We start from the raw sequence: 14560 nt of genomic DNA, 5'->3' as shown, positions 1-14560 counted from the left end.
TAAGCGTAGCGCCCCCCCGGGTCACGGGTTATCTACGCTGACCCGCCTTATTGTTCACGCCCGTTTTGCTTCCCACAGCCCGCCAGTAAGAACAGTCTCTGTCTCCCGTAAGGCCAGCCCTCTTCGACTACCCTAAGGAATACCGAATAAGAGGAGGAGCGAAATGCAAAAGCAGGCACTGATTGTCGGGATCAGCGGCGTTATCGGACGCGCGCTGGCTGAAAAACTGCAGCATGAAGGCTGGCAGGTGACGGGCCTTTCCCGCGGACGTAGCGCCGCACCGGAAGGGTGTCGCAGTCTCACCGCCGACCTCACAGACAGCGATGCGGTGCGTACCGCGCTGGCGAACGAAAAACCGGACGCGCTGTTCTTCAGCGTCTGGTCTCGTCAGGAAAACGAGCGGGAGAATATTCGCGTCAACGGCGGGATGGTGCGTAACGTCATTGAGGCGCTGGGTGAGCGGCTGAAGGGTTCCCACGTCGCGCTGGTAACCGGGCTGAAGCACTATCTCGGCCCCTTTGAAGCCTATGGTAAAGGCGCGGTACCCGTTACCCCGTTTCGTGAAGAACAAGGACGCCAGCCGGTCGAGAACTTCTATTACGCCCAGGAGGACGAAGTGTTCGCCGGCGCGGAGAAATACGGCTATCGCTGGAGCGTGCACCGCCCGCATACCATTATTGGCTACGCCATCGGCAATGCGATGAACATGGGCCAGACCCTGGCGGTCTATGCCACCTTGTGCCGCGAAAAAGGCTGGCCATTTATCTTCCCCGGCTCCCCGGAGCAGTGGAATGGCCTGGCGGATGTGACCGATGCCGGGCTGCTGGCGGAACAGCTGCTGTGGGCCGCCACCGCTGAGGAAGCGGCGAATCAGGACTTCAATGCGGTTAACGGCGATGTGTTCAGATGGAACTGGATGTGGCCGCGCCTGGCAGCCTCGTTCGGTATTGAGGCGGCAGAATACCCTGGCAACGCGATGCCGTTGGAAGCGCGGATGCAGGATGCAGCGGATGCCTGGCGGGAAATCGCCGAACGCTATCAGTTACGCGAAGCCGACATTACGAAGCTGGCCTCGTGGTGGCACACCGATGCCGACCTTGGACGGCCGATGGAAGCCTTCACCGATATGAGCAAGAGCCGCAAAGCCGGGTTCACCGGTTACCGCTCGACGCTTGATTCATTCATGGCACTGTTTGAAAAGCTGAAGGTTGAGAAGATTATTCCGCAGTAAGACTGGTGTTGCACGCCTGCAATTCCGTATTAAGAATTGCAGGCGCATTAATTAGTCGTTTTTTTGCGCCAGGGCGCTGGTAACAACCTTATTTTAACAATGGATGCATCATTGAATATTTTATATAAAAACTTTTTGTTTTGTATCGACAGCTGGAAACAGATAATACAAAAAATCGGATAATTCCTCGGCAACTGTTCTTATTTACACTCCACCTTTCTATGTCAAACAGCGTCCGGTAAAAAAACAGGAATCAGGTATATATACTTATTCATTTATTTCTGATTGTCTAAAGCCTGAGCTTTTCTCATGGGTTTATTAATTGCGTAAGGAATAATAAAAATGCCGATTCCAGCTAACATGTGGCTAAAAGATGATGGGAATGCTGATATTAAAGGCTCGGTCGATGTTAAGGATCGAGAAGGCAGCATTGAGATTATCGGGCTATCTCATGGTTTAACATTACCAGTTGACACGACGAGTGGAAAGATTACCGGCACACGTCAGCATTCATCTGTGATGCTGGAAAAGGAAATTGATAGCTCTTCTCCATACCTTAATCGTGCTGCGGCTACGGGTCAGGCGCTGAAAAGTGCAGAGATTCGTTTCTATAAAATTAACGATGCGGGTCAAGAAGTTTGTTATTACATTATTCTGCTTGAAAATGTAAAGGTCACGAGCGTAAACACGTCAATTCCGAATGTGAAACTCACCAGCTCACAGCTTAACCACATTGAAAGCGTTAGCCTCAATTATGAAAAAATCACCCGGCATTATGTAGATGGTAACGTTCAGTTCACTGATGCATGGAATGAACGCAAAACACTGTGAAAGCCTGCGCCCTTAGCGGCGCAGCTTTCGTAACAGCCACAGGATGATAATGTAGCCAGCAACAGCAAATGCTATCGAGCAAACAATCCATATTAGCACCCATAAATCATCGAAATTCTCCTGGCTTGAATAACCATATACATAAGTTGCGAAACGCTCTGCCGTGTCCAGGCTTATAAAATGGGAAGGATCTATCAAACTCGCGCCTGAACAGAACAATAAGATGAATAAGACTATCTTCAATACGTTATAAGCACGTGTTGTAGCCATTGCTGATAACCTCAATCATGCCGTAAGCCATCAGATCCTTCATGCAGGGAACATGAATTAAAGGCGTATTTATAAGCGCATTATGCAGGCTTCGAAATTCAGAATTATTGACGAGAGTAATACATCCATCAGACAGTACGCCGGGGTGTAATCTAAAATGCTCGCGCTTAACGCCTTCGATCCACATTGCATCGTCAATATTCCAGTCATTGGGATACAGAGCGAACCATTCAGAACGAGAAAACACCGCCCCGCTATGATGCTTATTATATGAATCCTTAACAAAAGCGATTGCTTTGGAAAACAAACCACCGCTACCACGTCCAACAATCCAGTACCGTCCAGTTGGGATTGAACCGTTATCAGGATATTTTCCGCAGTTTCCTCGATTTCTATAATTACCATTACCAGAGAAGGCCATAAAAACCCCTACCCCCGGAAAAGTAAGCGGCGAAATATCAGCGCCGTTTAAAAGAAACACGCCATTTAATGCCATAGATAATCCCTCAAAAAATGCGTTACCCGTGTACAAGACGCCCTGTTATTTTTTTATCACAAGCTGGCAGTTATTTTTAATTAATCCTGAAACAAAAACGCTTTGCTAGCGTATGGATTCTTATTTTAGCCATGAACCAGCGAGGAATCTTCTTCGAGTGAATGATATGCATGTGAAAGCGTGGCCTTACTGCGCCACGCTTTTTACGCTGTACGCGCTTACCTTGCCGTTGCGGCAAACTCGCGCCGCAGCTGCTCTAGCGGCAGGTAGCGGCCAATGATCACCAGCCGCGAGACGGGCGTTTCGTCAGCCTGCCATGCCGACCCGTAATCGAATCCCACCACTTTATATACGCCCTGCACCACCAGGCGCTGTGGCTGTCCGTCGATAGCCAGCACGCCTTTGTAGCGCAGCATATCGTTGCCGTGTTCGGCAATGCAGCGCTCCATAAAGGCTCCGATCTTTTTTAAATCCAGCGCGCCTGCTTCAAAGACGTGCGCCTGAATCACATCCTGCACCGGCTGGGCTGCGGGTTTGCGCAGCGGACGGAAGCGTCCCGGCTCATCGGCGCGGGCGGAGATAATGTGGTATCCCTCGGTAAGCGCGTTGCGGTCATCCATCTCAAACGCGGCGATGTTCAGCCAGCGTTCCGGCGTACAGGCACCGTGGTGGATCTCCAGCAGCGGCGCTTTGTTGTTAATGCGGTTGATACGCGCCAGCGCTGCCTCTTTCTGCGCCTCGTCGCACAGGTCGCTTTTGGTGAGCAACAGGCGGTCAGCAAAGGCGATCTGCGCCGCTGCCACCGGGTGCTCATCCAGCTGCTGGCTGATGTGCTGGCAGTCGATAAGCGTAATTACGGCGTCCAGCCGCAGCGACGCGCGCAGCCGCTCGTCGGTAAAGAAGGTCTGGATGATCGGACCGGGGTCGGCCAGCCCGGTTGCTTCAACGATGAGCGTTGAAAAAAGCAGTGCGCCAGAAGCCCGACGGTCGATAAGCTCTGCCATCGCGTCGGCGAACTCGCCGCGCACGTTGCAGCAGACGCAGCCGTTGCTCACTTCCACCACGCTGATGTTATCGCCACGCTCCAGCAGCTGTCCGTCAATGCTGGCCGCGCCAAATTCGTTTTCCACTATCACCACCGAGCCGTCAGCGTACTGTCGCAGGTAGTGGTTCAGTAAGGTGGTTTTGCCCGCGCCGAGAAAACCGGTCAGCAGGGTTACCGGTACCGCATCATTCATGCCACGATCCTTTCAGTTAGCAGCAGCGCGCGCCGCCTTTGCCGCCGTAGCGCGCATCCTGACGCTCGCGGAAAAAATCTTCGTAGCTCATCGGCGTCTGCTCCGGATGGTTAAGACGCATATGCTGCACGTAGTTGTCATAGTCGGGCACGCCGACCATCAGTTTTGCTGCTTGGCCGAGGTACTTCCCGGCTTTTGCAAGGGTATCAAACATCGCACGACTCCCGTAGACAGCGCACCCGCCAGGGCAGGTGCGCTGCGATAACGCGTGACTTAATGCACGCCTTTGGCCTGCGCGACGATGCGGTCAGCATCTTCCGGCATCGGCTCATACGGCGTTTCGTTGGCAGTTGGCCGATCGGTTTTCAGCGCGGCGAGCGCGGTTTTCACCGAGAACCACGCCAGCACCACCACCACCACCATAAAGAACATGGTCAGCCCGGCATCCAGACGGTTGTTAAACACCAGTTGGTTAAGCTGCGACACGGTGTACTGCGCCGGAATGTTGCCGCTGTCGAGCATCGCCTGGAACTTGTTGGCGATGGCGAGGAAACCGACTTTCGCGTCCGGGCTGAAGGTTTTCTGCCAGCCGGCGGTCAGGGTGCAGATCAGCAGCCAGGCGGTAGGCACCAGCGCAACCCAGGCATACTTCTGGCGTTTCATCTTGAACAGCACCACCGCGCAGAGCATCAGCGCCATACCGGCCAGCATCTGGTTAGCGATGCCGAACAGCGGCCACAGGGTGTTGATGCCGCCCAGCGGGTCGAGCACGCCCTGACGCAGGAAGTAACCCCAGGCCAGCACCACCAGCGCGGTAGCCAGCAGGTTGGCGGGCAGCGAGTCGGTGCGTTTCAGCGACGGTGCCGCGACGCCGAGCAAATCCTGCAGCATAAAGCGTGCCGCACGGGTGCCCGCGTCCACCGCCGTGAGGATAAACAGCGCCTCAAACAGAATGGCGAAGTGATACCAGAAGGAGACATCCATCAGGCCGCCCAGCGCGCCGTGCAGGATATAGGCCATCCCCACCGCCAGCGTCGGGGCACCGCCCGCACGGGAGATGATCGACTGCTCGCCCACCTCGGTGGCAATCTGGTTGAGAGTTTCCGGGGTGATCTGGAAGCCCCATCCGCTCACCACCTGGGCCGCCGAGGTCACAACGTCAGCGGCACCCGCAGGGGCCAGCACCGCCATCGGGCTGTTCATGGCGAAGTAGACGCCCGGATCGATAACGCAGGCGGAGACCAGCGCCATGATGGCGACGAACGACTCCATCAGCATGCCGCCGTAGCCGATAAAGCAGGCCTGGCCTTCGTTGGCGAGCATCTTCGGCGTGGTGCCTGACGAGATCAGGGCATGGAAGCCGGACACCGCGCCGCAGGCAATGGTGATAAACAGGAACGGGAACAGGTTACCGGACCACACCGGGCCGGTGCCGTCGATGAATTTGGTCACCGCTGGCATGGTCAGGGTCGGACGCATGATCAGGATGCCGATCGCCAGCCCGACAATGGTGCCGATTTTCAGGAAGGTGGAGAGGTAATCACGCGGTGCCAGCAGCAGCCACACCGGCAGTACCGCTGCCACGAAACCATAGCCCACCAGCATCCACACCAGCTGAATACCGGTAAAATCAAACCACGGTGCCCAGGTTTCGCTCTCGGCAACCCAGCCGCCGGAGATGATAGCGAAAATCAGCATCACCAGGCCGATGAGCGACACTTCGCCGATGCGACCCGGACGAATATAGCGGATGTAGATCCCCATGAAGATCGCCAGCGGGATGGTGAAGGCGACGGTGTAGGTTCCCCACGGGCTGTGGGTCAGGGCTTTCACCACGATCATCGCCAGCACGGCCAGGATGATAATCATGATCATAAAGCAGGCCACCAGCGCGATGACGCCAGCGGTGGCCCCCATCTCCTCTTTCACCAGTTCGCCGAGCGAGCGCCCGTCGCGGCGGGTGGAGACGAACAGCACCATAAAGTCCTGTACGGCCCCCGCCAGCACCACCCCGGCGAGGATCCAGATCATCCCCGGCAGGTAGCCCATCTGCGCTGCCAGCACCGGCCCTACCAGCGGACCGGCCCCGGCGATGGCGGCAAAGTGATGCCCGAACAGCACTTTTTTGTCGGTCGGCACGTAGTCCAGCCCGTCATTATGGCGAACGGCGGGCGTCATGCGCGTCGGGTCGACGGCCAGCACCTTTTTAGCGATGAAGATGCCGTAGAAACGATAAGCGATAAGGTAAACGCAGACGGCGGCGACGACGATCCACAGCGCGTTTATCTGTTCACCACGGTTGAGGGCGATGTAACCGAGGGCAAACGCGCCCAGCAGCGACAGCGCCACCCAGATGAGGTATTTCCCTGATTTATTCATAGTTGTTGTCCGTTATTTTTATGCAGTAAAGGTACAACACCGAAGGTGTTACATTTTGTATCTATATCAGCAGTCGGAATTTAACAACGAGGAAAGGGAGAAAACAGTCCGCTCGGCCTGGATTTACCTGACATTGCAAGCGGGATCACTTTACGCAGCAACGGGATGCAAGCGTGGTGTCGAAAGGCGGGATGGAGATTCCCTCTCCCGCAGGAGAGGGTCAGCGTGCAGAAGGGTTTACCCCATTACCGCCGTGCTGAGACGCGAGGTGCAAACCCGGCGGCCCTGCTCGTCGAAAATGGTGATCTCCCAGGACTGGGTCTGACGCCCGAGATGCAGCGGCTGGCAGACGCCGCGCACTTTCCCCTGAGAAACCGGGCGGTGATGGGTGGCGTTCAGCTCGGTGCCGACCACGCACTGCCCGTCGCGGGTGGTGAGATACCCGGCCATTGAGCCGAGCGTTTCCGCCAACGCCGCCGACGCGCCGCCGTGCAGCAGGCCAAACGGCTGATGGGTACGGGCATCCACCGGCATCTCTGCTTCCAGAATGTCGTCGCCGATGCGCGTATAAACCACGCCGAGGTGCGCCACCAGGGTGTTCAGGCTAGTGGCATTCAGCTCTTCAAGGGACAGATGGCGTTTCCAGATCATGCTATGCCCCCAGCGTCGAGCCGCCGTCCACCACGATATCCTGCAGCGTGATGTGCCCTGCGGCATCGGAGGCGAGGAACAGCACGGTGGCGGCCACGTCCTGCGGACGGCCAATCTTGCCCAGCGGAATGCCCAGCTTAAACTGTTCGCCAAAGCCGCGGATACGCTGCTGCTCGGCGTCATCACTGGTCCAGAGCACGCGCTGCATATCGGTATCGGTCGAGCCAGGCGAAACGATATTGCTGCGCACGTGGCTACCCGCCAGCTCAAGACCGACGGTGAGCGCCAGGCTTTTCAGCGCCGCTTTCGACGCGCCGTAAGCCGACATGCCGATGCGCGGCGTATGGGCAGCGTCGGAAGCTACCGTGACAATCGCCCCACTCTGCTGGCGGCGGAACCAGGGCATGGTCTGCTGGAACAGATTAAACGCGCCGCCCACGTTGACGGCAAAGGTCTGCTGCCAGTCCTCCTGAGTCAGCTCGTCGGTCGGCCCCATGCGTAAAATGCCTGCTGCGTTCACCAGCACATCAAGCGCACGGGTGTCGGCCAGCACGCGCTGGCACACCTGCGCCACCGCCGCCGCATCGGCCACGTCGAGCACTTCGGTGCGATAAGGATAGCGCTCCTGCTCAAAGGCCAGGTCGAAGCCCACGACCTGAGCACCGGCCTCGACAAACGCCAGCGCGGTGGCCTGACCAATCCCCTTGCCCGCTCCGGTTACCCAGACGTTTTTGCCACGGAAATCCAGCCCGGCCATCAGCGGCTGCCTTCCCGGGAGAGCAGCGCCCACCAGGCGTCAAGCGTCGGTTTTTTCGCCAGCATCACGAAGTCGATATCGCTGTGCACTTTGCGCCAGCGCGCGGCCAGCGCCATCATGCGCACCGAATCCAGACCGTAATCGATCAGGTTGTCATCGTCATACGGCTCGTCGGATTCGTCCAGCAGCGGCAGCACCAGCGCGCGCAGTGCGTCCTTACTGGCCGGCACGTCATCGCTCGCCTGCTGCGGCAGCAGATCGGCCGTCATCACCACGCGACCGGCGCGGCCCGCCACGTAAGTCAGGGCCATCATGTGCTCCTCGCGGCTGAAGTCAGCCAGCGCATCGGCCACCATGAACGGCTTGATGTCGCGCATGAACGCATCGGTCGCCGTGGTCATGCAGCCAATATGGGCGTAAACCCCGGTAATGAGCAGCTGATCGCGCCCGCTCTCCTTCAGCGCCTGCTCCAGCGGCGAGCGGTGGAACGCGCTGTAGCGCCACTTCACCAGCACGGTGTCATCCGCATCCGGCGCGAGGGCATCCACCACCTTCTGCTGTTCCGGATGTTTGTTGAGGCCCGGTCCCCACATGTCGTTGAGCAGCGCGCGGTCGGCATCGCTCTGATCCTTTGGCTGAGCGGTGTAGTACACCGGAATGCCCTGCTGTTTGCAGAACTGGCGCAGCGCTGCGATGTTAGCAATCACCTGCTCCATCATGGCGCAGTTGTCGCCCCAGAAATTGACGAAGTAATCCTGCATATCGTGGATCAGCAACGCGGCGCGCTGCGGCTCGAAAGGCCAGCTCACTTTGCTGGTGGGGATCTCCTGCGCGGTCGGCAGGGCGTAAGCGTTCAGTTTTGGAATTGCCATGATATTTCCCTTAAATCCTTCAGGCCTGCGTGCGCGCAGCGAGCCACTGGCGCAGTTGTTTTTTGTCTACTTTACCGACCGGCGTAAGCGGCAGCGATTCCACGCACTCCACGCGGTCCGGCAGTTTGAAATCGGCGACGCCCAGCTCGCGCAGCCAGCGGCGGATCTCCACCGGGCGCACCGGGCGCTTCGTAACCAGCCAGGCACAGCTCTTCTCGCCCAGCAGATCGTCCTCCATGCTGACCAGCGCGGCGTGGATCACCGCCTCGTGGCGCAGCAGCAGGTTTTCGATCTCTTCGGCGGCGATCTTCTCTCCGCCGCGGTTGATCTGATCTTTTTCTCGCCCCTGGACGGTGATGTAGCCGTCTTCATCAATGGCGATCAGATCGCCGGAGCTGTAAAAGCCGTTGGCGTCGAAGGCGCGGGCGTTGTGTTCCGGACTGTTGTAGTAGCCGCGGAAGGTGTACGGGCCTCGGGTCATCAGTCGCCCTACTTCGCCGCGCGGCAGCGGGTTGCCGTGCTCATCCGCTACCCACACCTCATCGTCCGGGCTCATCGGCGTGCCCTGGGTATTCAGGATGCGCGCCTCGCTATCATCGAGGCGGGTGTAGTTCACCAGCCCTTCCGCCATGCCGAAGACCTGCTGCAGCTGGCAGCCAATCTCCGCCGGAATACGCGCCGCCAGCGAGGAGGAGAGCCGCGCCCCGCCCACCTGCAACAGGCGCAGCGAGGCCAGCTGGGCGTTACTGCCCCACTCCTGGATCGCCTGCAGCCACAGGCTGACCGCCGGCGGTACCAGGGCGGTGACGTTGATCTGATGCTGTTCAATCAGCGGGAAGCAGAGCGTGGCGCTCGGATCGCGAGCCAGCACCACGCAGCCTGCCGCCAGAAACACGCCGAAGGCGCCGGGCGAGCTGAGCGGATAGTTATGGGCTGCGGGCAGCGCGCACAGGTAGCGGGTTTCCGCCGTGAACTGGCAGATCTCGTTGCTGCGACGAATGCTGTAGTAGTAGTCGTTATGGGTACGCGGGATCAGCTTCGGGGTGCCGGTGCTGCCGCCAGAGAGCTGGAAAAACGCCACTTCATCCGCCGGGGTTGGCGTGGCAACGAACTCTCCCTGCTCGCTGGCAATGAGCGTTGACAGGGCGTGCTCACCGCTATCGTTATGCAGCGCGACCACACGCAGTGAAGCGTGGGCGGCGACAAACTGATTCAGCGTCTCGTCACTGCCAAAGAAGCTGTGTTCGCGGTCCGCCACCAGCAGCGCCGGGGCGATCTGTCCGGCATAGGCTTCCAGCTCGGTACGCTGATGGCTGAACAGGGCATTCACCGGCGCGACGCCGATTTTCAGCAGCGCAAACAGGGTGATATAGAACTCCGCCACGTTACCGAGCTGCACCAGCGCGGTTTCGCCGCGCTTCAGGCCCTGGCGCTGCAATGCCGCGCCCAGCCGGTCGGACGCGGCATTAAGCGCGCGATAGCTGAAGGTGCGATCGCCGTCGATCAGCGCACAGGCGTCGCTGTCGGCGTGACGGGTCAGAATGTCGGTGAGCGGAAGATCGGTCCAGTAGCCCTTCTCACGGTAACGGGCAGCGAGATCGTCCGGCCAGCGGGTAAAAGAAACAGTCATAGCAACCTTCAGTTGAGTCCAAAAACGTTAAGCATGGTGGAGAGTTTGGTGCCGGTTTCGTGCCACTCCCCTTCCGGTGAAGAGGCCGGAACGATGCCCGCGCCGGCGAACAGCCGCACCTGATTATCTTTAATGCGCGCGCAGCGGATGGTTACCGCCCACTCACCGTTCCCCTCTTCGTCGCACCAGCCGACGATGCCACCGAACAGATCGCGCTCGAAGGGTTCGAGGTCAGCAATCAGGGTTTTGGCGACGTCATGCGGGAAACCGCTCAGCGCCGGGGTGGGATGCAGCAGGCAAGCCAGCGACAGCGCGTTATCGTGGGCGTCCTTGACGTCGCCTTCCACCGGCGTCGCCAGATGCCACAGGGTTGGGGTAGTGATGAGCTGCGGGGTCTCCGGCAGCGTCAGGGTGCGGCTGCGCGGGGCCAGTATCGCTTTCATCGCGCCGGTCACCAGGTCGTGTTCGTGCCGATCCTTTGCCGAGTTCATCAGGCGGCGGCCCGCCTCGCGGTCGAGGGTGTCATCCGGCTGGCGGCGGGCGGACCCGGCCAGCGGCAGCGAGCTGAAGTGCGCGCCCTCTTTACGCAGCAGCAGTTCCGGGCTGGCACCCAGCAGAACGCCGCCGTCGGGCAGCGGAACGTGGAAGTTGAAGCTGGCGGGATTCTGGGCGATGAGGCGCTCAAGCAGTGCGCCGCTGTCGGGCCGGGCGTCGGTGGTGATGTCGATCAGGCGCGACAGCACCACTTTATCGACCTGCGGCGTAGCGGTGAGCGCCGCAGCGCGGGCGACCATCGCTTCAAACACCGGCTGCTCCGGAATGGCTTCACGCCCGGTAACGCGCAGCGCGACGTCGTCAATGTGGTATAAGGCCGCTTTCTGGCGCGCCGGGCGGGAAAACGCCTCGCAGCGCGCCGGTACAAACAGGGCAGACGGGCGCGTGGTATCGAACGGGATGGCCCCGACGAGCACCGGATTCTTCACCCCCTGCGTGCGGGCCTGGGCGAACGCATCCTTTACTGCCCGCTGAAATTCACCGTCAGGCCGATCGCCATCCAGCGCTGGCTGCGTGACCCGGCTGACGCAGCCGGTGGCGATGAAGCTGCGAAACGGCGACATAAAGAAAAAATCGTCTGCGCCGACGCGGGCGGTGTGTTGCTGCATTTCCTCTGCCATTAACGTATCCATGCGGTCCTCCAAACAATGATATGCCTGTTGGTAATAATTATCATTTGTATTTTGGTGCGGTAACCTAAAAGCAATCGCGCCGGAAGTCAACTCTGCGGGAGCTAACCTGATGTCACCATCGCTTGCATCCTGCGTCGGCAACAATGAAAATGAGAAGCATTATTAAACCATAAAACAGGACCATTTCACCGTGATACGTCGTTTCGCTTGCCTTAACGTCGCCCTGGTTGCGGGGGCACTGATTTTCGGAATTGCCGCAAAGGCGCACGCTGACGGGTGGCCGCGCCAGATTACTGACAGCAAGGGCACCCATACGCTGGAGCGCGCCCCGACGCGCATTGTCTCTACCAGCGTGACCCTTACCGGCTCCCTGCTCGCCATCGACGCACCGGTGGTCGCCAGCGGTGCCACATCGCCGGGCAACCGGGTCGCGGACAGCCAGGGTTTTCTGCGCCAGTGGGGTGCTATTGCCCAGGAGCGTCACGTGCAGCGCCTGTGGATCGGCGAGCCGGTGGCCGAAGCGGTGGCTGCCCAGATGCCGGATCTGATCCTGATTAGCGCTACCGGCGGCGACTCGGCGCTGGCGCTCTACGATCAGCTTTCGGCTATTGCGCCCACCATCGTGGTCAACTACGACGATAAAAGCTGGCAACAACTCCTGACGCAGCTTGGCGAGATGACCGGCCACGAACAGCAGGCCGCGGCACGCATTGCCAGCTTCAACGCGCAGCTCGACCGCGCTCGCCAGAGCATGAAGGTGCCGTCTGCCCCGGTCAGCGCGCTGGTATATAACCCGGCGGCGCGCAATGCCAATCTCTGGACACCGGATTCGGCCCAGGGCCAGCTGCTGCGCGAAGCGGGTTTCACCCTCGCCACGCCGCCGGCGGCGCTGCACGCCAGCCAGAGCATGGGAAAACGTCACGATATTATTCAGCTGGGCGGCGAGAATCTGGCGGCGGGCCTGAACGGCGAGTATCTGCTGCTGTTCGCCGGGGATGAGAAAGATGCGCAGGCCATCTACAGTAACCCGCTGCTGGCGCATCTTCCGGCGGTGAAGAATAAGCGCGTGTATCCGCTCGGCACCGAGACATTCCGGCTGGATTACTACAGCGCGAGTCAGGCGCTGGCGCGTTTAACGGCGTTGTTTAAGTAAGTTGTAGCATGGCAGTGAAGGGTGGGTTTGTAGGGTGGGTAAACGGAGTGCACCCACCGTTTATGATGTGCATCCACCGTTCTGGTATGAGGGCTATGGCAGGGCGGTGAAGGTTCCGTTCACCGTGGCACCGCGCTCACATGCAAACACCGCCGCCCGTGAACGGGTGAAGGGGGCTCGCCGCCGCCCCCTTCACTATCCCGGCTCCCGGCCAGTAAAACCGGCCCTGCGGGCTGCCCTTGCCTCCGGCGTTTCGCTTCCGGTCGGGCGCGATACCCCATCCCTGGGCTCGCGCCCTCTGGCGGTTCCCGACCGCCAGCCCGGACTCAACGCCTCGGCGCGGCGGTTTTGATGCCGGATGGTCCATGCTTCGGCATTGGGTGATTTGCGTTTATGGTGGGTGCGCGAAGCTTACCCACCCTACGGGAAGTGACGCGGCGGTTTTGATGCCGGATGGGGCCACGCTTCGGCATTTGATGTTTTTTTTGTGGTAGGTGCGCAGGCTTACCCACCCAACAACAACTGCTATTCCGTAGGGTGGGTAAACGGAGTGCACCCACCGTTTACCATGCCCACCCACCGTTTATCCAGGCGTAAGCTTATTGCGCCGCCGGGGTTTCAGGCTGACGGAAACGCCGCAGCTCAACCAGGACGATCAGCAGCACAATGCCCACCAGCGTTAGTACCAGCCCGCCGGTACTGGCGGCATACACCGGGGTCATCACCACCGTCATGCTGCCAAGCAGCGCTGCGCCGATGGCGTCGCCGGTAACGTTCTGCGCGGTCCAGAGTCCGTTGATGCGGCCCAGCATCGCTTCCGGCGTCTGGGTCTGGATCAGGGTGTACTGCAGCAGCGAACTGATAGCGCTCAGCCAGCCAACCATTACCAGACACAGCATTCCCAGCGCACCGTTCGGCATCAGGCTGAACAGCCCCACCGCGATAAACGATCCGAGCGTGGTCGCCAGCATTACCGCACCAGGGCGCGCGCAGCGGGCCAGATTGCCGCTGGTCAAAGCCCCCAGCGCCGCACCAAGCGGCAGCGCGGCATACAGCAGTCCGATGTGACTGGCGCTCATCTGCCAGTGGTTGGCCAGCGCCGGATAGAGCACGCGCACCGCACTTGCCATGGTCAGCAGCGCCCCCAGCAGCGCAATGCCGCCAATCAGCGGGCTGTGCAGCAGGAAGCGCAGCCCGGCCCACAAGGCGCGCAGCGGGTGCTCACGCGGCTGCGGCGGCGGTGCCAGCTGCGGCAGCCGCAGCAGAGGGATCAGCGTAATAAAGGTGCCGAAGGCCGCCAGACCGTAATTCCACACCACCCCGCCCCACGCCAACAGCAGACCGCCCACCACCGGGGAGATCACCGATCCGAGGCGCACCGTCAGCATGGTAATGGCCCCGGCCTGCATCAGGTTGTCGCGCCCCACCAGCGCCGGGGTTGCCGCCAGCAAAGCCGTCACCCCCAGCGCGCCAAAGAAGCCGTCCCAGATACCGAGCAGATAGATGGCCGCCAGCGACGGCGTCGGCAGCGCGGCGTTAATGCACAGCCCGATAAACCCCAGCCCGCAGGTGGAGCGGGCCAGCAGGATCAGCCGCTTGCGCTCGTGGCGATCGGCCAGCACCCCGCCGGTCATCAGGCCGACAAACATGGCGCTACCGGTGAGCGTGACCGCCAGCCCAACCTGCAACGCCGAACCGGTGAGGGTCTGGATCTGTACCGGGATGGCCACGCCGAGCAGGCCGAGGGAGAGAATCGAGATAAAACGGGCGATAAAAACAGCGCGAAAGTCAGGATGGGTTCTGAGCAGACTCAGGTTGAGCAGCATTGAATGTCGGTTCATTACAGGGCCTTAACACCAATTTTC

At 59.8% G+C, this 14560-nt stretch carries 13 protein-coding genes; 3 read left to right on the top strand and 10 right to left on the bottom strand.

Annotated elements, in window-relative coordinates:
• Nucleotides 1-163: 163 nt before the first annotated feature.
• Nucleotides 164-1231 (top strand): SDR family oxidoreductase, encoded by a 1068-nt coding sequence (locus ET34_RS0119260; RefSeq protein ID WP_031524787.1) that lies wholly within the window; start codon nt 164-166, stop codon nt 1229-1231.
• A 342-nt stretch (nt 1232-1573) separates the two neighbouring features.
• A complete protein-coding gene (locus tag ET34_RS0119255) occupies nt 1574-2062 on the top strand; it encodes an Hcp family type VI secretion system effector (protein WP_031524785.1) in 489 nt (162 codons plus the stop codon).
• A gap of 247 nt (nt 2063-2309) precedes the next feature.
• Here the strand turns inward: ET34_RS0119255 and ET34_RS22195 are convergent, their stop codons facing one another.
• The 9 genes from ET34_RS22195 to entC all read right to left on the bottom strand — a co-directional run bounded on the left by ET34_RS22195 (nt 2310) and on the right by entC (nt 11542).
• On the bottom strand, nt 2310-2828 hold the full coding sequence (locus ET34_RS22195; RefSeq protein WP_072002070.1) for a DUF2778 domain-containing protein: 519 nt from the start codon (nt 2826-2828) through the stop codon (nt 2310-2312).
• A gap of 218 nt (nt 2829-3046) precedes the next feature.
• Nucleotides 3047-4066, bottom strand: a complete 1020-nt coding sequence (locus ET34_RS0119240; RefSeq protein WP_031524779.1) for a CobW family GTP-binding protein — start codon at nt 4064-4066, stop codon at nt 3047-3049.
• A gap of 16 nt (nt 4067-4082) precedes the next feature.
• On the bottom strand, nt 4083-4280 hold the full coding sequence (locus tag ET34_RS0119235) for a YbdD/YjiX family protein (RefSeq protein ID WP_031524777.1): 198 nt from the start codon (nt 4278-4280) through the stop codon (nt 4083-4085).
• 59 nt (nt 4281-4339) lie between these two features.
• Nucleotides 4340-6445, bottom strand: a complete 2106-nt coding sequence (gene cstA / locus ET34_RS0119230; protein ID WP_031524775.1) for a pyruvate/proton symporter CstA — start codon at nt 6443-6445, stop codon at nt 4340-4342.
• A gap of 237 nt (nt 6446-6682) precedes the next feature.
• A complete protein-coding gene (gene entH, locus ET34_RS0119225) occupies nt 6683-7096 on the bottom strand; it encodes a proofreading thioesterase EntH (RefSeq protein WP_031524773.1) in 414 nt (137 codons plus the stop codon).
• Between the two features lies 1 nt (nt 7097).
• Nucleotides 7098-7844, bottom strand: a complete 747-nt coding sequence (gene entA / locus ET34_RS0119220) for a 2,3-dihydro-2,3-dihydroxybenzoate dehydrogenase EntA (RefSeq protein ID WP_031524771.1) — start codon at nt 7842-7844, stop codon at nt 7098-7100.
• Between the two features lie 8 nt (nt 7845-7852).
• Nucleotides 7853-8725: an isochorismatase gene (locus ET34_RS0119215; protein WP_031524769.1), complete on the bottom strand. Its 873-nt coding sequence runs from the start codon at nt 8723-8725 to the stop codon at nt 7853-7855.
• Nucleotides 8726-8744: 19 nt separating this feature from the next.
• A complete protein-coding gene (locus ET34_RS0119210) occupies nt 8745-10355 on the bottom strand; it encodes a (2,3-dihydroxybenzoyl)adenylate synthase (protein ID WP_031524767.1) in 1611 nt (536 codons plus the stop codon).
• Nucleotides 10356-10363: 8 nt separating this feature from the next.
• Entirely contained in the window at nt 10364-11542 is a 1179-nt protein-coding gene (entC, locus tag ET34_RS0119205; RefSeq protein ID WP_031524765.1) for an isochorismate synthase EntC, read from the bottom strand.
• Between the two features lie 193 nt (nt 11543-11735).
• On the opposite strand from entC, the gene fepB reads away from it, so the two are divergent.
• Nucleotides 11736-12695, top strand: a complete 960-nt coding sequence (gene fepB / locus ET34_RS0119200) for a Fe2+-enterobactin ABC transporter substrate-binding protein (RefSeq protein ID WP_035891839.1) — start codon at nt 11736-11738, stop codon at nt 12693-12695.
• Between the two features lie 599 nt (nt 12696-13294).
• Here the strand turns inward: fepB and entS are convergent.
• Complete coding sequence (gene entS / locus ET34_RS0119195) at nt 13295-14536, bottom strand: enterobactin transporter EntS (protein WP_031524762.1); 1242 nt, start codon at nt 14534-14536, stop codon at nt 13295-13297.
• Nucleotides 14537-14560: the final 24 nt, after the last annotated feature.

Source organism: Siccibacter colletis, assembly GCF_000696575.1.
Classification (GTDB): Bacteria; Pseudomonadota; Gammaproteobacteria; order Enterobacterales; family Enterobacteriaceae; genus Siccibacter; species Siccibacter colletis.
This window is presented reverse-complemented; position numbering and strand designations above follow the sequence as displayed.